Genomic DNA, 17,698 nt, shown 5'->3' on the forward strand with positions numbered 1-17,698 from the left:
GCTTCGTGCGACTTGCCCGCACCTCGGCGAAGCCGCGGTTCGTCCAAGGCAGGCCCGCGGCGTTCTGCTCGGCCCGCAACCCCGTCGCGACAGGAGAGGAACGTGAAGCTTCGGACTTTCCTCTTCCTGCTTACGGCAGCGACGATGTTTCCGCTTCTGCTGTTCGCGCTCGGCGCCGCCTGGTGGGCCGCATCCGGGGAGGCCGCACGGGAGCGGATGGAACTCGCCCGCGCGGCCGTGCATGCCGTGAATGCCGTCGAGATCTCGATCCGCGAGCGCTTCACCCTTGTTCGCGCCTTCGCGCGCAGCGTCGAGCGGCTCGGGGCCGATCGCGAGGCGATCGCCGCGGCGGCGCGCGAGGTCCAGGCGGCGACGGGAATCCATATCATCGTGGGCACGGCCGAAGGGCGGCAAATCGTCAACACGACCGTGCCGCAGGGCGTGGAAGCCAGCCTGCCGCCCGGTCCAGGCGTCGCGCGGCGGGCGATCGCTCGCCAGGATGCCTTTCTCACGGAAGTCTATCAGCGCCCGCGCGGCAGTGGTGCGGTGGCGCTGGTCGCCATCGCCGCCCGCCCGCCCGGTTCCGATCCCTGGGGCGTCGGTGCATCCGTCGAACCCGCGCAACTCGCCGCCGTGCTGCCGGTGCCGGAGGTTCCGGGTGCCTTCGCCGCCGTCGTCGATGGTGCAGGCCGGGTTGTCGCCGCCGCACCGACGCCGGAGGGCGATGGCGCCGCCACGGATCCCGCACGCGGCGGGACGGCATTGCCCGCCCTGCCCGCCCTCAAAACCAAGGGCGTGCGCCATGCGTCCGCCGCCGTACCCGGAACAGATTGGGGTGTGATCGTCGGCATCCCGAAAGACGCGTCGCCCATGCCGGCGGACCGCGCGCTGCGCCTCATCTTCTGCGCCGGCATCGCCGGGCTGCTCATCGCGGCGCTGCTGGCCGCCCTTCTGTCGCGGACCTTGCTGCGCCAGGCGCAGGAGCTGGTGTCGGTGGCCGGTGCCAGGATGCCTGCGCCGGCTGCGCATTCCATGGGCCCGCGCATCAGCGAGCTTTGCCTGCTGCGAGACAGCTTGAGAGCCGCACGTTCGAGCTTCGAGGACCGGACGCAGCAGGCCGCGCGCCTCGCCATGATGGCGGAAGTCGCCGCGTGCCTCGAGGCGACGGTATCGGAACGCACGGCCGCGCTCGAGCATACCATCGGCCGCCTGCTGAATGCCGAGGATGACGAACGGCGACGGATCGCCCGGGAGATCCATGACGGAACGGCCCAGGACCTCCATGCGGCGGCCATGATGATCGGCGTGGCCCAGGCTCGCATCGCCTCCACCCAGCCGGCGGAGGCAATCGCCTCGCTCGCCGATGCGCGCGATGCCCTCGACCATGCCAGGGAGGAGTTGCGGACGCTCGCTTTCCTGCTGCAGCCGCCGCTTCTCGACGAATGCGGGTTGGCGATGGCGCTTCGGGTCTATGCGGAGGGCTTCGCGCGCCGCACCGGCCTCGCCATCACCCTGCATGCCACGACCTGGCCGGACTACACGCCGCGGGCCGTGGAGACGGTGCTGTTCCGCGTGGCGCAGGAGGCGCTCGGCAATATCCACCGGCATGCCATGGCGCGCCATGTTGAACTCCATCTCGCCGATGCGAATGGCATGGCGGTCATGACCGTCATCGATGACGGGCGAGGCTTGCGCAGGGCCGAACGTGCAGCCGGCCCCGTGCTCGGCGTCGGCATCCCCAGCATGCGGGCCAGGCTGCGGCAACTCGGCGGGAATCTGGCGATCACCTCCGATCGCCACGGTACCAGGATCGTCGCGCAGGTGCCCCATGGCAATTTGCCGAAGACCTCCCGGCACGTCGCCGGTCGTCCCGATTTCGTAGCGAGACCGGTCGGTTAGGATGACGTCCGCAGCATCGCTTCCGGTATTGCCGCCTCGGTGCAGGGCGGATGGAAGCTGGGAGGGCAGCCGGCGACATGCCCCGACTTGTCCCGGAAAGCGGCGGTCATCATGGAGACGATTGCGATGCAGGCTTACAATCGCGGGCGATGGGTTCTGCTCCTCGGCCTGCTGGCCGCCACCGCCGCCTGCTCGACCAGGCAGGGTTTCGAGCAACGGATGGCGGCCCATATCGGCCGAAGCGAGGGCGACCTCGTCGCCGCCCTCGGCGTTCCCACCCGCACCTACCAGGCCGATGGGCAGCGCTTCATCCAGTATGACCGGCAGCAGATCCTCGCCGATGCCTATCCCGGCTGGGGCTGGCGCTGGGGCGGCCCGACGGTGGAGGTCCTGGATTGCCATGTGACCTTCGAGATCGAGCGGGATCGCGTGCAGAGCTTCACCAGCCGCGGGAATGACTGCGTCGCGCGGCCCCCATCCTGAGCACCGTTCCATCGGCGACGGCATGGGCCGCCCTTTCCTCGAGCTTACGGAGGTCCGGCCGCTGCATCCCGGGCTGGCCTCGCCGGGGCCCCTTCCAGCAATTCGCGCATGCCGAGGCCCCAGGACGAGATCGCCCGCAGAAAGGGCAGCAGCGGCACGTCGAGGAAGATGACCTTCTCGACCCCGAAGATGTAGAGCGCGCCCGACATCGGGGCTGGCGTGCCTGGCACGAAGACCAGCAGGCTGCCATCGGCGAACTCTTCCATGACCAGCGCGGGGCAATGCCCCTCCTCGACAGCGGCGAGGGCCGGGCGGATCCGGCTTCTCCCGGCGGCCTCGGGCAGCCCGTTGCCCAGCAGCGCCTTTGCGAGACGATAGCCGGGAACGCGCTCGAACAGGTTGGTCTCGAGCGCCTGCCTGACCCAATGGCCGATCGCCGACCGCACCGCCAGTCCGACGACGAGAAGCAGCAGCAGCAGCAATGCGGCGGCGGCGAGCAGCGGGTGGAGGTATCCGCCCAGCAGCGGATCCGCCACGCCTTGCAGGGAGCGGATGAGGTGAATGAGGAGCAGCGCGATCGCGCCGAGAGGGACGACCACCAAGGCCCCGTCCAGGATGGCGCGCGGCAGCAGCCTCATGACCGAAAGAGCCTCCGTCCCGGGATGTCGTGCCGCGCCGTCCTCATGGCGCCTTCAGGGCGCGTCGCGTCGGACGCAGCGAAAGCCGATATGGCTCATGCCGCTATCCACCATCTGCGCATGGCGCGCCGCGGGACGGTAGCGACGGCAATAGGAGGGTGCGCACAGGAAGGATCCGCCCTTGACCACCTTGCGCGGCACGCGGATGGCGGGCTGGGCGGGATCGAAGGAGCCTTCGAGCGCCGGCCCGCGGGGATTCTGCGGCGTGCAGCAGGGATGGGCCGCGGCGGCGCCGTGACCTCCGCCCCACCAATCCGTCGTCCACTCCCATACATTGCCGCAGATCTCGAACAATCCGTAGCCATTGGGGGGAAAGCTGCGGACGGGACAGGTGCCGGCGAAGCCATCGGCCTCGAAATTCCGCCAGGGAAAGGGACCCTGCCAGGTATTCGCCAGATGCCGGCCGTTCGGCGCGAACTCGTTGCCCCAGGCGAATTCGGCGCCATCGAGCCCACCGCGTGCGGCACACTCCCACTCGGCCTCGGTCGGCAATGCCTTGCCGGCCCAATGCGCGAAGGCCGCGGCATCCTCGAAGGCGACCTGGACGACCGGGTGCCGTTCCCGCCCCAGGATCGTGCTGCCGGGCCCTTCCGGGGCATGCCAGCAGGCACCGGGAGTCCATTGCCACCAATGGCTGATGTCGCGCAGATCGACACGTCCCTCGGTCATGCGGAAGACCAGCGATCCGGGGTCGAGCATGGCAGGGTCGGCACCGGGATAGACGGCAGGATCGAGCGGACGTTCGGCGACGGTGCGGTAGCCGGTCGCCGCGACGAAGCTGGCGAAATCGGCGTTGGTGACCGCGCTGGCATCCATCCAGAACGGATCGACCTGGACGGCATGTGCCGGCCGTTCCTCGGCATAATGGGCATCCGAGCCCATCAGGAAGCGTCCGCCCGGAATTCGCACCATGCCCGCATCGGAGACGGACGGGTCGGGCACGGCCTGCCTGTCCGCTGCCGAGACCTGATCGATGAATGCCATGGTGCCGCCGCAACCTGTTGTTTCCAGAGCAGATTCACGCGCCCGGGCATTCACGCCCTCCCACGACCTGCTCTAGCCTTTTTGACCCTGAAGGAGGGTAGCGCCCAGGCAGGTCCGGCTCCATCGGGTGCAGACCCGATCCGGGCTTCCCAATGAGGCGAGCGAGAGCACCGGTTGTTCGATCGAGTTTGCAGGGATTTCCGGACAATGTTTCCGGGAATGTGGACGTTCTCGCCATGCTGCTGAAGTCCGAACCGCCCGTCATGTCTTCCCTGGCCAACAGCCGGCGCCTTCGTGGCCGTGGCCTGCAGCGGGTTGAGATGCAGGTATGACAGGAGGATGCCGCACTGGTACGCGCCGTGGCTCCGGCCGATCCTGAGCGGGCCGCCGCAGCGCGCAGTCTCCTGCGCGGCTGCTTCGCACCGGCCCGCAGCCTCAAGGACCTGCTCGCCGCTATCCTGCTGGAGTTGTGGAACTCAACCGCTCGCGCGACGCCGGGCGCGACATGGAGCCACGACTTGGCGGATCAACGCCAACGTCATCTCGGAGGTCTGCAAGGACGTGCGCTGCCACCGAGACGTTGCCGTGTGGTGGGTCGGTGCTGCGAACTGGGGCCTGTTCCTCAACGCCCTCACCCTCGGTGAGATCCGCGAGAGCATCGAAGGGGTGCGGCAACGCGACCCGGTGAGAGCCATCGTCCTGGAGACCTGGCTCAGTGAGGTCACGAAGGTTTTCGGATCCCGCGTGCTGACCATGGATGCGGCCAGAGCTACAGCCCGGGGGCGGATGGCAGCGGTTCGTACTGTTCCGACAAGCGATGCACTATCAGCCGTCACTGCTCGTGTACTTGGTCTGGCGCTGGTCACCCGCAACGCCGCCGATGTCGAAGGCCAGGGCGTGCCCGTCCTCTATCCATTCGTGGTCACGCCGCGCTGACCGCAGCGGCAGGGGCGCATGAGGGCCGGGGCTGACACCTCAGCTTTTTTAAGCCAAGCCAATCAATCAGGAGGCGATAAACGTCTTCTCTACAGTCACTCGATCGTACATGCCTTCAATCAAGCATTGAGTGGGCCATTTGTGGCAAAGGCGGCTCGGATCGAAATTACACCACAAAGATGCAGGCACTTCGCAGCCTCTATTATGACGCTGTCATATATTGGACGAGGAGCAGGAGTTGCATGACGAGTTCTGTTGCTCGCTGCGCCGATGCAGTGCCAACAGCCCGCGCGAGATCGAACCGCTTCCCATAGCTACTTTCTGGCATGTCGAGCTGGAGTACCGGCTTGCCCTACCGGCCCAATCGATCGTTGTGCGCATTTTATTGTATTTCCCCGCAACTCCAGCGTGATCCTTAAGAGGTCGCCAATACGGGAAATTTCCTATGAGCCAGGCTTGTAACCCCAGGGAGCATGCAAAGCCGGGCGATGGTGTCGGTACTTTGTCTCGAACCGCCTGGTCAGCGGCACGCGGGATGACCACGCCGATGCCCCTCGCTTGCCCGCGGCCACGCTGGAGCAGGTCGTCATGACGAGGATCGCCCACTTCCTTGCCAATGGGCCGGAACTGCTCGATGCGCCGCGGTCCGCAATGGTGCTTCCGGCAGAGGGCGCGGATCAGCGCAGGATCCTCTCCGCAGTCGAGGGCTTGGCCAGCCAGCGGCAGCGGCCGGGCCACGGCACGCAACGCGAGACCTTGTGGGGCCGGAAAACCGCGTCTTTCGTCGGCCGCCCGCGCAAAAACCGGAACCGTCCGCGTCAAGCAGACTGGCTGGCTGGGGCGCCAGGATTCGAACCTGGGAATGGCGGTACCAAAAACCGCTGCCTTACCGCTTGGCTACGCCCCATCCGTCGCCTGGGCGCTGAATAGGCGTCAGCCGCCCCCGCCGTAAAGCCCCCCCGCCTCGCGCCACCAGGCAGCCGGCAGCCCGCCTGCCGCCGCACGGGCCGCCGCCGCATCGGGAAAGAGCCCGAAGCAGGTCGCGCCGGAGCCGCTCATCCGCGCCAGCAGGCAGCCCGGCAGGCTGCGCAGCGCCGCCAGCACGGTGGCCACCTGCGGGCAGAGCGCGATCGCCGGTGCCTCCAGGTCGTTGCGCAGCGCCGCCAGGTCCCGCGCCATGGCAGCGGCATCGGGCCAGCGCGTCGGCAGGACGGCCGGCGGCGTGAAGGCGCCCTGCCGGGCCCGGAAGACCGCCGGCGTGGCCAGCGCGATGCCCGGATTGACCAGCAGCAACCCGCATTCGGGCAGAATGGGCGCCGGCCTCAGCACCTCGCCGATGCCGCCCATGCGCGTCGGCCGGCTGAGCAGGCAGACTGGGATATCAGCCCCGAGCGGCGCGGCGATGCGGGCGAGCGCCGCGGCCTCCAGCCCCAGGCCCCAGAGGCGGTCGAGCCCGCGCAGCGCCGCCGCGGCATCGGCCGAGCCGCCACCGATGCCCGAGGCGACGGGCAGGCCTTTGCTCAGGGTGAGCCTCGCCCCGGCCACCCGCCCGGCCGCCGTCGCCAGGGCCCGCGCCGCGCGCAGCACGAGGTTGTCGGGCTCCGCCGTCAGCGCGCCGCCGAAGGGCCCGTCGAGCGCGAGGGTCAGAGTCGCGGCCGGGACCAGGGTGAGCAGGTCGCCGGCTGGCCCGAAGACCGCGAGGCTGTCGAGCAGGTGGTAGCCATCCTCCCGCCGGCCGGTCACATGCAGGTAGAGGTTGACCTTGGCCGGCGCGAATTCGGCGAGCATCACCGCTGCGCGGTGCTGGACGGGTCCCCGGCCAGGCCGTCGCGCAGCTTGGCCTCGATCTTCCCCACCTCGTCCGGCTCGGGATCCATGGTCAGGGCGCGCTGCCACTGGAAGCGCGCCTCGCGCTGCCGGCCGCTGGCCCAATAGGCATCGCCGAGATGGTCGTTGACCACGCTGTTGCGCGATTCCAGCTCGGCCGCCTTCTCCAGCCAGGTCACCGCCTCCGGCAGGTCGCCGAGGCGGTACAGCACCCAGCCTAGGCTGTCGGCGATGTTGCCGTCCTGCGGCCGCAGCTCGGTCGCCCGCAGCAGCATCGCCTTGGCCCGGTCGAGGTTCTTGCCCTGCTCGGCCCAGGTATAGCCGAGATAGTTGAGGACATAGGGCTGCTCCGGCGCCAGCTCGAGCGCCCGCAGCAAATCCGCCTCGGCCCGCGGCCAGTCGCCGGACCGCTCGAGGGCGATGCCGCGGGAATAGAGCAGCGGCCAGTCCTGCGCCGTGATCTCGCCGCTGCGGGCCATCGCCTGGTCATAGGCCGCCGCCGCCTCGGCGAAGCGGCTCCGCCGGCGCAGCAGGTCGCCGAGCCGCGCCGGGGCCTGCGGCAGCGACGGATAGGCATCGGTCAGCCGGCGCAGCAAGGTCACCGCCTCCTCCGCCCGGTCGAGCTTGTCGAGCAGCACGGCGCGGCGGAGATCGATCACCGGCGTCAGCGGATCATCGGCCGGGATGCGGCCCAGCATCGCCAGCGCCTCGGCGGTGTGCCCCTGATCAGCCAGCGTATCGGCGGTCAGCGCCAGGGCGGGGGCGAAGCCGGGCCGCAGCCGGCTGGCGAGCTGCGCCAGGACCAGCGCGAAATCACCCGATCCCTGCGCCCTGAGCGCCGAGGCGAGCGCCGTATAGGCCTCGGCCCAGCCATCAGCCGGCGAGGCGACGCTGCGCTGCGCCAGCAGCGTGCGGCGGTTCTGCTCGGTCACGGCCAGCGCCGCGTCGTCGCCGCTCTCGGCCATCTGGTCGAGCAGGTGCTGCGCCTCCTGCACCTTGCCGGCGCGGTTGAACACCCCGGCCCCCAGCACCGCGAGCCGCCAGGAGGGCTGCGGCTGGTCGGCGACGGCAAGCCGGGCGAAGCGCTCCGCCTCGCGCGGGCGGTTGGCGAGGTCGGCGATCAGGGCGGCATGCAGGCTGTTCAGCGCCCGCACCCGGTTCTGCTCAACCAGCGGCCGCAGGGTGGCGATGGCCTGCTCCGGCTGGCCGCGGCCGAACTGCACCCAGGCGGTGAGCACGGGCTGCAGCATCTGCACCGGGCCGGTGCGGCCCATGCTTCGCAGCCGCTGCTCCGCCTTGTCCCAGCGGCCGGCCTGCACGTCGGTGCCGGCCAGCAGCAGGTTCGCCGCCGGGTTGTCGGTCAGGCGGCGAGCCAGGCGCGACGCCTCCGGCCGGCCGTCCAGCAGGGTGGCGAGGAAGGCGCGGTTCAGCACCTCCGGCTGGTCCGGATCGGCCCGCAGCGCCGCCAGCATGTTGGTGGCCGCCGCGGCCGTATCGGTCTCGGCGGCGGCGAAGCGCCCGGCGAGATAGGCGCCGAAGGCCCCGGCGCCCGGCGGGCCGGAGGCGCCCCGCGCCCCGCGCTCGCTGGGCGCCGCGGCAGCGCCGGCGGAGAGAAGCAGGGCGGCGAGGACGGCGAGCCGCGACGGCAGGGCGGGAAGCTGCATGCGCCGAGGCTAGCAGCGGCACGGCGCGCACGCCACGGTCAGGACAGCCGGCGGGTCATTCCAGCGGAGGTTCATGGCGGCGCACCTCGATGGTGACCCAGCGAGGCCCTCGATCGCCGGGCGCAAGCCTCCGGCTCGCTTGGCTACGCCACGCTTGGCGCCGCCCATTCGGGCGCTCAGCCGGCTGCAGGCCAGAACTTGTGCAGGCCGGTGTCACAGCACGCGGCCATAGCCGCCGAATTGCGCATGCACCTCGGCCAGCTCCGCCTCGGTCAGCAGCACCGGGGCGAGGCCGGCGCTGCGCAGCGCCAGGTATTGCCGCGCCAGGTTCTCCACCTCGATCGCCAGCACCCGCGCCCCCGCCAGGCTGGCGCCCAGCGCCACCACGCCATGATTGGCCAGCAGGGCCGCCTTCCGCCCGGCCAACGCCGCGACGCAGGCCTCGGCCAGGGCGGCGGTGCCGAAGGTGGCATAGGCCGAGCAGCGGATGTCGTCGCCGCCGCCGAGGGCGATCATGTAGTGGAAGGGCGGGATGCCCTGCCGGGCGCAGGCGAGCGCGGTGGCGAAGGGGCTGTGGGTATGCACCACCGCCCCCGCCTCCGGCCGCGCCGCATAAACCGCGGCGTGAAGCTGCCATTCCGAGGAGGGCCGGCGATGCCCGGCCAGCACCCGTCCCGCAGGATCGAGCGCCACCAGATCCGCCTCGGTGGTCTCGGCATAGGCCAGGCCGGCGGGGGTGATGAGGAAGCCGGTCTCGAGGCGGCGCGAGAGGTTGCCGGATTTCGAGGGCATGAAGCCCATCGCATCCAGCAGCCGCGCCGCCGCGATCAGCTCCGCCGCCGGCGTCATGCGTCAGGCCGGGTGGCGGCGGCCGACGAGGAGCTCCGCCCCCGCCGGCCCGGCCGCCTCAGTGTGGCGGTGCCCGGCCGCCAGGGTGAAGACTTGGCCCGGGCCGCAATCCTGCCGCCGGTCCTCGGCGGTGATGATGAAGCGGCCGCGCAGGACCAGCCCGCGCACCTCCCAGTCATGGTCGTGCTCGTCGAGCGCCATCCCGGCCGGCACCTCCCGCCGCACCGTCTCTTGGAACCCGTCCGCGCGCAGCGCGGCCTCGAAGGCGGTGGCGTCGGTCATCGAGCCTCTCCCTGGGCGTTGCGCGCCGGCCATGGCTGCCGGTTCCTGCCGGTCGAGGCTAGCGCGAAACTCGCTCCGCGCCGATGCCGCAATCGCCGCCGGCGGGTTGCTTCTTCGCCACGCCCGGGCCGCCGCAGCCTGGTCCGGGAAGCGGGCCGGCGGCGAAGCCCGGTCCCGCTGGATCGCGCTTCGCTGTAGCATCCCGGGCGGATGGGGCCGCAGCGCCCCACGGGAGGAAACCACGATGCACCGACGCCGCCTCTTGCCGGGCCTGGCGGCCCTGCCCTGGACCACTCTGCCCGGGGTCGCCACCGCCATCCGCCCCGCCCAGGCCCAGCCCGCGGCCGGGCCGGGCTGGGTGCCGGACCGGCCGATCCGCATGCTCGTCGGCTTCGCCGCCGGCGGCAGCACCGACACCACGGCACGGATCGTGGCGCAGGCCCTCACCCCGGCGCTCGGCCAGTCGGTGGTGGTCGAGAACCGCAGCGGCGCCGGTGGCAACGTCGCCTCCGAGGCGGGGGCGCGGGCCGAGCCGGACGGGCTCACGCTGGTCATGGGCTCGATGGGCACGCATGCGGTGAACCAGTCGCTCTACCGCTCCCTGCCCTTCGACGTGGCACGGGACTTCACCCCCATCTCGCTGGTCGCGCTCAGCCATTGCCTGCTGGTGGTGCACCCCTCGGTGCCGGCGCGCAGCGTGGCGGAGCTGCTGGCGCTGGCCCGGGCGAAGCCGGGATCGCTGAATGCCGGGACCGGCGGCTCGGGCAGCTCGCAGCATTTCGCGCTGGCGCTGTTCGAGCACGAGGCCAAGGTCCGCTTCACCCAGGTGCATTATCGCGGCGGCGCCCCGGCCATGGCCGATCTCGTCTCCGGCCGGGTGGAGCTCGTCTTCGCGCCGGTGGTCGAGAGCATCCAGCAGGTCCGCGCCGGCCAGATCCGGCCGCTCGGCATCACCCGGCAGGAACGCTCGCCGCAACTGCCCGACGTGCCGACCATCCGCGAGACGGTGCCGAGCTACGGCTTCCAGAGCTGGCTCGGCGTCTTCGCGCCGGCCAACACGCCGGCGCCGATCGTCGAGCGGATCTCGACGGCGATCCAGGCGGCGATGCGCGAGCCCGCCATGCGCAGCCGCATGACCGAGCTGGGCTACGAGCCGGTCGGCAGCACGGCGGAGGAGTTCGCCAGCTTCCAGCAGGCGGAGATCCGCCGCACCGCGGAGCTGGTGCGGATCTCCGGCGCGGCGGTGGAATAGACGGCGTCTCCCATTGCCCTGCCGTGGCTTTGCCGCGGCAGGACGTGACGCATCTCGGGCCCAAGACGAATCACGGGCCCCCGCGACGGCGCGCAGCGACGTCGCGGGGAACAGCCTACATGCCGCCGATGTAGTTCGGGCCGCCGCCGCCCTCGGGCGTCGTCCAGTCGATGTTCTGCGACGGGTCCTTGATGTCGCAGGTCTTGCAGTGCACGCAGTTCTGCGCGTTGATCACCAGCCGCGCCCCGGCATCGCCGGCCTCGACCTCGGCGCCCTCGCCCGTCGCCTCGGCATCCGGCGTGCCCTTCAGCTCCCGCTCCGCCTCCGGCCCCACCGCCTCGTAGACCGCGGCCGGGCAGTAGCGGCTCTCCGGACTGCGGAACTGGTCCCAGTTCACGCCCTTCCAGCGCCCCGGATCGCGCAGCTTCAGATGCGCCGGCTGGTCCTCCTCGTGGTTGGTGTTGGAGAGGAAGACCGAGGAGAGCCGGTCGAAGGTCAGCTTGCCGTCCGGCTTCGGATAGACGATCCGCTTGGCCTCGGAGGCCTTCTTCAGCGTCTCGTTGTCCGCATGATGCCCCCAGGTCCAGGGCGCCTTGCCGCGGAAGAGGTAGGTGTCGAGCGCGGCATTCACCAACCCACCCCAGAGGCCGTACTTGGCGAAGCCCGGGCGGATGTTCCGCACGCCCTGCAGCTCGGTCCAGACCCAGCTCTTGCTGAGCGCCTCGGGATAGGCCTCGAGTACCGGCGGCCGCGCCTCGCCGGCCAGCGCCGCGGCCACCGCCTCGGCCGCGACCATGCCGGACTTCATGGAGGTGTGCGTGCCCTTGATCTTCGGCACGTTGAGGAAGCCGGCGGTGTCGCCGATCAGCATGCCGCCCGGGAAGACCAGCTTCGGGATGGCCTGGAAGCCGCCCTCGTTCAGCGCCCGCGCGCCATAGGCGATGCGCTTGCCGCCCTCCAGCATCTTGCGCACCTCCGGGTGCGTCTTGAAGCGCTGGAACTCGTCGAAGGGCGAGAGCCAGGGATTAGGATAGTCGAGCCCGATCACGAAGCCGATCGAGACCAGGTTCTCGCCCAGCATGTAGAGCCAGGAGCCGCCATAGGTGTCGCTCGCGAGCGGCCAGCCGGTGGAGTGCCAGACCAGGCCCGGTGTGTGCCGCTCCTTCGGGATCTCCCACAGCTCCTTCATGCCGAGGGCGAAGGTCTGCGGCGCGACGCCCTCGCGCAGCTTGTAGCGCTCGAAGAGCTGCTTGGTGAGCGAGCCGCGGCAGCCCTCGGCGAAGAGGGTGTAGGTGGCGCGCAGCTCCATGCCCGGCTCGTAATTCTGGCCCTTGGTGCCGTCCTTCAGGATGCCGGCGACGCCGGCGATGACGCCCTTGACCGTGGCTCCCCCTGGCCCCTCCTCGACGATGGTCTCGGAGGCCGCGAAGCCCGGATAGATCTCGACACCGAGCGCCTCGGCCTTGGCGCCGAGCCAGCGGCAGACATTGCCAAGGCTAACGATGTAATTGCCGTGGTTGTTCATCTGCGGCGGCGTCGGCAGCTTGTAGGCCTTCGTCTCCGTCAGCAGCATGAAGCGGTCGTCGGTGGCGGGGGTCGCCAGGGCCGGCGGGTCCTCGCGCCAGTCGGGGAGCAGCTCGTCCAGCGCCCGCGGCTCGACCACCGCGCCCGAGAGGATATGGGCGCCGATCTCGCTGCCTTTCTCGACCAAGCAGACTGTGGCGTCGGGCGCGGCCTGTTTGAGGCGGATCGCCGCGGCGAGCCCGGCGGGACCGCCACCCACGATCAGCACGTCGAACTCCATCGCCTCGCGCTGTTCCGCCTCCGACATGCCCGGCTCCTCCATTGTGCTGAGGCATGTAGCCCCGCGCCGGGTTGCGCGGAACCCCGTCCCGGCGCGATACCGGCCGGGAGACCCAACGGGCGAGAGCAACGGGCGGGAGCATCGGGCGAGCATGGAGGCCGTGACGCCGGAGGCGCTGCTCGCGGCGCTCAGGCTGCAGATCGACTGGGGGGCGGACGAGGCGCTGGACGCGGCGCCGCTCGACCGCACCCGGCCGGCCGGCCGCCCCGAATCGGCGGATGCCGCGGCCGCCGCCCCCTTCCCCGATGCCACCTCCCCCGGCGCCCGGCCGCCGCGCCCGGCCCTTGTCACGCCGCGCCGGGCTGCCATCGCCGCGCCGCCGGCAGCGAGCCGGGCCGCCGCCCTCGCCGCGGCGGCGGACAGCCTGCCGGCGCTGCGCGAGGCCATGGCCCGCTTCGACGGCAGCCCGCTGCGCGAGACGGCGACCAACCTCGTCTTCGCCGATGGCGCGCCGGAGAGCGGGCTGATGCTGATCGGCGAGGCGCCGGGCGGCGACGAGGACCGCCAGGGCAGGCCCTTCGTCGGCGTCTCCGGCCAGCTGCTCGACCGGATGCTGGCCTCGATCGGGCTGCGGCGGGAGGCGGGCGGCTTCTACATCACCAATATCCTGCCCTTCCGGCCGCCGGGGAACCGCACCCCGACCGATGCCGAGATCACGCTCTTCCTGCCCTTCGTGCTGCGCCACATCGCCCTGGCCCGGCCGCGGCACCTGGTGCTGCTCGGCGGCGTCGCGGCCAAGTCGCTGCTGCGCTCGCGCGAGGGGATCACCCGGCTGCGCGGCCGCTGGCACGAGGTGACGGCGGAGGACGGGCAGGCCTGGCCGGCGCTGGCGACGCTGCACCCGGCCTATCTGCTGCGGACCCCCTCCGCCAAGCGGGAGGCCTGGCGCGACCTGCTGCTGCTGCAACGGCGCCTGGCGTCCTGATCGAGACGTCCTTCGGACGTCACTCTCAGGCCACCAGCCTTCGTATTCAGTGGCCTGCTTGTCCCTTCCGTTCGTGGGCGAAGCCCACGAACGTCCGGGGCAGGACACTGGCCTGACCATGGGGGGCTTCCTTGTTGTATTGAATTCACACTGAATGGTAACGGGAATGTGCCATGCCCGTGACTCTTCCCGGGGCCCTGCGCGCCCTGCTGGCCGCGATGCCGCTCACCATGCCTCTCACCCTGGCGCTGCCCGGCGCGCCCGCCTCGGCGCAGCCGACGCCGCAGCAGGCCATCGCGGCTGGCCCTGCCGCCCTGCCGCAGCTTCTCGCCCCCGCCGAGGCGGCGCGGCTGCGGCGCATCCTGGCGCTGCAGGCGCAAGGCGACCTCGCCGCCGCCCAGCAGGAGACGGAGCGCCTGGCCGACCGGCGGCTGCTCGGCCATGTGCTGGCCGACCGCTACCTGCGGCCGGGCGCCGACCCGGGCCGCGCCGCGCTGCAATCCTGGCTCGCGCTCTATGGCGACCATCCCGAGGCGGGTGCGATCCAGGCCCTGCTCCGCCGGCTGCCGCCGCGCGACGCGGTCCCGCCGGAGGCCGCCCCCGCTTCCGAGGCCGACCTCGCCGTCCCTGAGCAGTCGCCGCCCGACCCGGCGCTGCGACGCGACCCAGCCCTGGAGCGCGCGGTGCGCGAGCGGGCTGCGGCCGGCGATGCGGCGGGCGGCCTGGCCCGCATCGCCGAGGCGAAGGGCATCGCCCCCGCCTATGCCGCACGGCTGCAGGCCGAGCTCGGCATCGGCCTGTTCCGCGCCGGCCACGACGAGGCGGCGCTGCGCATCGCCGCCGAGGCGGCCCGCGCCGGCGAGGCCAGCGGCCTCGCTGCCTTCGCCGCCGGCTTGGCCGCCTGGGGCGCCGGCCAGCCGGACGCCGCCCTGCCCTATCTCGAACGCGCCGCGCGACAGGAGGGGGCGCCGCCGGCGCTGCGGGCCGCCGCCGCCTTCTGGACCGCGCGCGCCGCGGTGCGGGCCCGCCAGCCGGCGCTATACGTGCCCTGGATGCTGCAGGCGGCGCAGGCGCCGCGCAGCTTCTACGGGCTGCTGGCCCGCCGGGCGCTCGGCATCGGCGCGCAATTCGCCTGGGAGGCGCCGGCCGGCGCCGCCGCCTCGCCCCTCGCCCCCCTGGCCGAGAGTGCCGGCGGCTGGCGGGCCCTCGCCCTGCTGCAAATCGGCGCGACGGACCCGGCCGAGGCCGAGCTGCGCCAGCTTCAGGCCCAGGCCGGCCGCAACCCCGCCCTGCTGCGGGCGATGCGGATGGTCGCCGGGCAGGCGGGGCTGCACGGCCTCGCCGCGCAGCTCGCCGCCGCGCCGGAGGCCGCCGGGGACGGCCCGCGCGACCTCGCCCGCTTCCCGCTGCCGGTGCTGCAGCCGCAAGGCGGCTACCGCATCGACCCGGCCCTGCTCTATGCCGTGGCGCTGCAGGAGAGCCGCTTCGATGCCGGCGCTGTCTCGCCCGCCGGCGCCCGCGGGCTGATGCAGATCATGCCGGCCACGGCGAGCTTCGTGGCGCATGACCCGGGCCTGCGGGGCGAGGCCGTCCGGCGGCTGCACGATCCGGGTCTCTCGCTCGAGCTCGGGCAGCGCTACCTGCACCATCTCGCGCAGCATGAGGGGATCGAGGGCAACCTCGTCCGGCTGCTCGCCGCCTACAATGCCGGGCCAGGCAACCTGCTGAGATGGCTGCCGGCGCATGGCCATCGCGAGGACCCCTTCCTGTTCATCGAGGCGATCCCCTTCGAGGAGACGCGCCTCTACGTGCAGCGGGTGCTGGCCTTTTCCTGGATCTACGCCTCCCGCCTCGGCCTGCCGGCGCCGAGCCTGGAGGCGCTGGCGGCGGGGCGCTTCCCGCGCTTCGCCGGGCCGGAGCAGGTGGCGGCCTTGCTGGATGGGCGGGACCGTCCCCACCCTTAGGGGATGAACGGCGCCCCACCCGCCGCCCATCCCACGCCCCGGAGCCCCCATGCCGATCGACGAGAGCCTGCCCTTCCTCCCCGTCAACATCGCGGTGCTGACCGTCTCCGACACCCGCGACCTGGCCAGCGACCGCTCCGGCCAGACCCTGCAGGAACGGATCGAGGGCGCCGGCCACCGCTGCGCCGCCCGCGAGATCACCCGCGACGAGGCGGATGCGATCGAGGCCATCCTGCGCCGCTGGATCGCCGACCCGGCCATCGACTGCGTCATCACCACCGGCGGCACCGGCATCACCGGCCGCGACGTGACGCCGGAGGCCTTCCAGCGCGTGCTGGAGAAGGAGATCGAGGGCTTCGGCGAGCTGTTCCGGATGCTGAGCTACCGCAAGATCGGCACCAGCACGATGCAGAGCCGGGCGCTCGGCGGCGTCGCCGACGGCACCTACCTGTTCGCCCTGCCCGGCAGCACCGGCGCGTGCAAGGATGCCTGGGACGACATCCTGGTGTTCCAGCTCGATGCCCGGCACCGGCCCTGCAACCTGGTGGAGCTGATGCCGCGGCTGAAGGAGCATGTGCGGGCGGCGTGAGACGGGGCCTTCAGGCTGTCTCCACCGGCGGCACCACCCCCTCGCGCGGCAGGATCGGCAGCGCCCGGTCCAGCCCAACGATGCGCTCGAACACCGCCGCCGCGGCCAGCGCCACCGCGTCGCGCCGCGGCGGCGCCGCCACCTGCAGCCCGACCGGGCGGCCATACCGGTCCTGGCCGCAAGGCACCGCCACGGCGGGGCAGCCGGCCAGGGTGAAGGCGGCGTTCCACATCGAGCCGGCCATGTAATTCTCGAGCTTGCGGCCGCCGATGCTCTCCGGATGCCGCAGCATGACGTCGAAGGCGGGCGTGCCGGCGCCGGGTGTCACGATCACGTCGAACGCCGCGAAGACGGCGCTGACCCGGCGGTACCAGGCGGCGCGCTCGCGCTCGGCCCAGGCGAGTTGGCTCGGCGTCGCCGCCAGGCCGCGCTCGGTGTTCCAGACGATATCCGGCTTGATCCGCGCCCGGTGCGCGGCGAGCTGCAATTCGCGGTCGATGACGAATTGCTGGCTGCGCAGCACCAGGAAGGCCTCCTGCAGCGCGCCGAGCGGCAGGTCGATCGCCTCCACCGCGCAGCCCGCCTCGGCGAAGCGGCGCACCGCCGCATCGCACAGGGCGCGCATCTCGCGGTCGATTGGCAGGCTGCCGAAATCGGCTGTATACGCGACGCGCCGGGGCGGCCGCGCCGCCGCGACGGCCGCCGCATAGGGCGTGGCCGGCGCGTCATAGGTCAGCGGGTCGCGCGCGTCCCAGCCGGCCATGGTGTCGAGGAACAGCGCCAGGTCGGGGATGCTGCGCGCCATCGGCCCCTGCACCGAGAGCGGCGAGAACAGCGCGTTCACCGTGCCCCGCGTCACCCGCCCCGGCGAGGGCCGCAGCCCGGTCACGCCGCAATAGGTGGCCGGCCGGCGCAGGCTGCCGCCGTGATCGGTGCCCTGGGCCAGCCAGCACTCGCCGGTCGCCAGCGCCACCGCCCCGCCGCCGGTGCTGCCGGCAGGGGTGAGCGCGGTGTTCCAGGGGTTGCGGGTGCGGCCGAAGACCTCGTTGAAGGTGGAGCCGCCGGCGCCGAATTCCGGCGTGTTGGACTTGCCGACGACGATGCCGCCGAGCGCCTCGATCCGCTCGACCAGCGGGTGCGAGCGCTCCGGCACATGGTCGCGGAAGAGCGGCGAGCCATAGGTGGTGCGGACGCCCGCGACATCGGTGAGGTCCTTGATCGTCACCGGCAGCCCGGCGAGCCAGCCGGGCTCGCCCTCCCGCTTCGCGCCCTCGCCGGCCATCAGCCGCCGGGCATGCGCCCGCGCCCGGTCGAGGCAGAGGGTCGGCAGGGCGTTCACCGCCGGCTCGACCGCGGCGATGCGCCGCTCGGCGGCGTCGATCAGCTCGAGCGGCGAGACCTCCCGCCGCCGCAGGCGGGCGACGGCCTCGGTGGCGGTCAGGCGGATCAGCGCGTCGGACATGCGGCACTCCCCAGGGCGGC

Annotated in this window: 15 protein-coding genes and 1 tRNA gene; 7 read left to right on the top strand and 9 right to left on the bottom strand. The window is 72.0% G+C overall.

All coding sequences use genetic code 11. From position 1 onward, the window contains the following. Positions 1 to 102: 102 nt before the first annotated feature. Both HJG45_RS29335 and HJG45_RS01970 read left to right on the top strand, forming a co-directional pair. Positions 103 to 1,899 carry a histidine kinase gene (locus HJG45_RS29335; RefSeq protein WP_171610380.1) on the top strand — a complete coding sequence of 599 codons (1,797 nt, stop codon included), beginning with the start codon at positions 103 to 105 and terminating at the stop codon, positions 1,897 to 1,899. Positions 1,900 to 2,010: 111 nt separating this feature from the next. Further along, positions 2,011 to 2,382: a hypothetical protein gene (locus HJG45_RS01970; RefSeq protein WP_171610381.1), complete on the top strand. Its 372-nt coding sequence runs from the start codon at positions 2,011 to 2,013 to the stop codon at positions 2,380 to 2,382. A gap of 44 nt (positions 2,383 to 2,426) precedes the next feature. On the opposite strand, the gene HJG45_RS01975 is transcribed toward HJG45_RS01970, so the two are convergent. Both HJG45_RS01975 and HJG45_RS01980 read right to left on the bottom strand, forming a co-directional pair. Further along, positions 2,427 to 3,020, bottom strand: coding sequence for a hypothetical protein (locus HJG45_RS01975; RefSeq protein ID WP_171610382.1), 594 nt, complete (start codon positions 3,018 to 3,020; stop codon positions 2,427 to 2,429). 54 nt (positions 3,021 to 3,074) lie between these two features. After that, a complete protein-coding gene (locus tag HJG45_RS01980) occupies positions 3,075 to 4,064 on the bottom strand; it encodes a formylglycine-generating enzyme family protein (RefSeq protein ID WP_171610383.1) in 990 nt (329 codons plus the stop codon). A 585-nt stretch (positions 4,065 to 4,649) separates the two neighbouring features. On the opposite strand from HJG45_RS01980, the gene HJG45_RS01985 reads away from it, so the two are divergent. Then, positions 4,650 to 5,000, top strand: coding sequence for a type II toxin-antitoxin system VapC family toxin (locus HJG45_RS01985; protein ID WP_171610384.1), 351 nt, complete (start codon positions 4,650 to 4,652; stop codon positions 4,998 to 5,000). 832 nt (positions 5,001 to 5,832) lie between these two features. On the opposite strand, the gene HJG45_RS01990 is transcribed toward HJG45_RS01985, so the two are convergent. From HJG45_RS01990 to HJG45_RS02010, 5 genes are all read right to left on the bottom strand, one after another. Continuing rightward, positions 5,833 to 5,907: transfer RNA gene (locus HJG45_RS01990), tRNA-Gln, on the bottom strand. Between the two features lie 26 nt (positions 5,908 to 5,933). Beyond that, positions 5,934 to 6,788, bottom strand: coding sequence for a 4-(cytidine 5'-diphospho)-2-C-methyl-D-erythritol kinase (locus HJG45_RS01995; RefSeq protein WP_171610385.1), 855 nt, complete (start codon positions 6,786 to 6,788; stop codon positions 5,934 to 5,936). Beyond that, a complete protein-coding gene (locus HJG45_RS02000) occupies positions 6,788 to 8,491 on the bottom strand; it encodes a tetratricopeptide repeat protein (RefSeq protein ID WP_171610386.1) in 1,704 nt (567 codons plus the stop codon). Before HJG45_RS02000 ends, HJG45_RS01995 begins: the two co-directional genes overlap by 1 nt. Before the next feature lie 213 nt (positions 8,492 to 8,704). Next, a complete protein-coding gene (locus HJG45_RS02005; RefSeq protein WP_171610387.1) occupies positions 8,705 to 9,340 on the bottom strand; it encodes a class II aldolase/adducin family protein in 636 nt (211 codons plus the stop codon). A 3-nt stretch (positions 9,341 to 9,343) separates the two neighbouring features. Next, a complete protein-coding gene (locus tag HJG45_RS02010; protein ID WP_171610388.1) occupies positions 9,344 to 9,622 on the bottom strand; it encodes a cupin domain-containing protein in 279 nt (92 codons plus the stop codon). A 244-nt stretch (positions 9,623 to 9,866) separates the two neighbouring features. Between HJG45_RS02010 and HJG45_RS02015 the strand changes: the two genes are divergently transcribed. Continuing rightward, the gene (locus HJG45_RS02015) at positions 9,867 to 10,874 is read left to right on the top strand and encodes a tripartite tricarboxylate transporter substrate binding protein (RefSeq protein ID WP_171610389.1); all 1,008 of its coding nucleotides are present in this window, start codon (positions 9,867 to 9,869) and stop codon (positions 10,872 to 10,874) included. 115 nt (positions 10,875 to 10,989) lie between these two features. Here the strand turns inward: HJG45_RS02015 and HJG45_RS02020 are convergent, their stop codons facing one another. Next, a complete protein-coding gene (locus tag HJG45_RS02020; protein WP_171610390.1) occupies positions 10,990 to 12,705 on the bottom strand; it encodes an electron transfer flavoprotein-ubiquinone oxidoreductase in 1,716 nt (571 codons plus the stop codon). Between the two features lie 124 nt (positions 12,706 to 12,829). On the opposite strand from HJG45_RS02020, the gene HJG45_RS02025 reads away from it, so the two are divergent. From HJG45_RS02025 to moaB, 3 genes are all read left to right on the top strand, one after another. After that, the gene (locus tag HJG45_RS02025; protein ID WP_171610391.1) at positions 12,830 to 13,663 is read left to right on the top strand and encodes a uracil-DNA glycosylase; all 834 of its coding nucleotides are present in this window, start codon (positions 12,830 to 12,832) and stop codon (positions 13,661 to 13,663) included. Between the two features lie 173 nt (positions 13,664 to 13,836). Then, complete coding sequence (locus HJG45_RS02030; protein WP_171610392.1) at positions 13,837 to 15,627, top strand: lytic transglycosylase domain-containing protein; 1,791 nt, start codon at positions 13,837 to 13,839, stop codon at positions 15,625 to 15,627. A gap of 49 nt (positions 15,628 to 15,676) precedes the next feature. After that, the gene (gene moaB, locus HJG45_RS02035; protein WP_171610393.1) at positions 15,677 to 16,216 is read left to right on the top strand and encodes a molybdenum cofactor biosynthesis protein B; all 540 of its coding nucleotides are present in this window, start codon (positions 15,677 to 15,679) and stop codon (positions 16,214 to 16,216) included. Between the two features lie 10 nt (positions 16,217 to 16,226). Here moaB and HJG45_RS02040 read toward each other — a convergent pair whose 3' ends face one another. Then, the gene (locus HJG45_RS02040; RefSeq protein WP_171610394.1) at positions 16,227 to 17,678 is read right to left on the bottom strand and encodes an amidase; all 1,452 of its coding nucleotides are present in this window, start codon (positions 17,676 to 17,678) and stop codon (positions 16,227 to 16,229) included. Between the last annotated feature and the right edge of the window lie 20 nt (positions 17,679 to 17,698).

Origin of the sequence: Roseicella sp. DB1501 (genome assembly GCF_013112485.1) — a bacterium.
In the GTDB taxonomy this organism is placed as follows: Bacteria; Pseudomonadota; Alphaproteobacteria; order Acetobacterales; family Acetobacteraceae; genus Paracraurococcus.

Coding starts and splice junctions, on each gene's coding strand:
- HJG45_RS02000 (WP_171610386.1), bottom strand. CDS start 8,491: ATGCAGCTTCCCGCCCTGCCGTCGCGGCTCGCCGTCCTCGCCGCCCTG.
- moaB (WP_171610393.1), top strand. CDS start 15,677: ATGCCGATCGACGAGAGCCTGCCCTTCCTCCCCGTCAACATCGCGGTG.
- HJG45_RS02025 (WP_171610391.1), top strand. CDS start 12,830: ATGGAGGCCGTGACGCCGGAGGCGCTGCTCGCGGCGCTCAGGCTGCAG.
- HJG45_RS01995 (WP_171610385.1), bottom strand. CDS start 6,788: ATGCTCGCCGAATTCGCGCCGGCCAAGGTCAACCTCTACCTGCATGTG.
- HJG45_RS02010 (WP_171610388.1), bottom strand. CDS start 9,622: ATGACCGACGCCACCGCCTTCGAGGCCGCGCTGCGCGCGGACGGGTTC.
- HJG45_RS02020 (WP_171610390.1), bottom strand. CDS start 12,705: ATGTCGGAGGCGGAACAGCGCGAGGCGATGGAGTTCGACGTGCTGATC.
- HJG45_RS02030 (WP_171610392.1), top strand. CDS start 13,837: ATGCCCGTGACTCTTCCCGGGGCCCTGCGCGCCCTGCTGGCCGCGATG.
- HJG45_RS01980 (WP_171610383.1), bottom strand. CDS start 4,064: ATGGCATTCATCGATCAGGTCTCGGCAGCGGACAGGCAGGCCGTGCCC.
- HJG45_RS02015 (WP_171610389.1), top strand. CDS start 9,867: ATGCACCGACGCCGCCTCTTGCCGGGCCTGGCGGCCCTGCCCTGGACC.
- HJG45_RS02005 (WP_171610387.1), bottom strand. CDS start 9,340: ATGACGCCGGCGGCGGAGCTGATCGCGGCGGCGCGGCTGCTGGATGCG.
- HJG45_RS01975 (WP_171610382.1), bottom strand. CDS start 3,020: ATGAGGCTGCTGCCGCGCGCCATCCTGGACGGGGCCTTGGTGGTCGTC.
- HJG45_RS01970 (WP_171610381.1), top strand. CDS start 2,011: ATGGAGACGATTGCGATGCAGGCTTACAATCGCGGGCGATGGGTTCTG.
- HJG45_RS02040 (WP_171610394.1), bottom strand. CDS start 17,678: ATGTCCGACGCGCTGATCCGCCTGACCGCCACCGAGGCCGTCGCCCGC.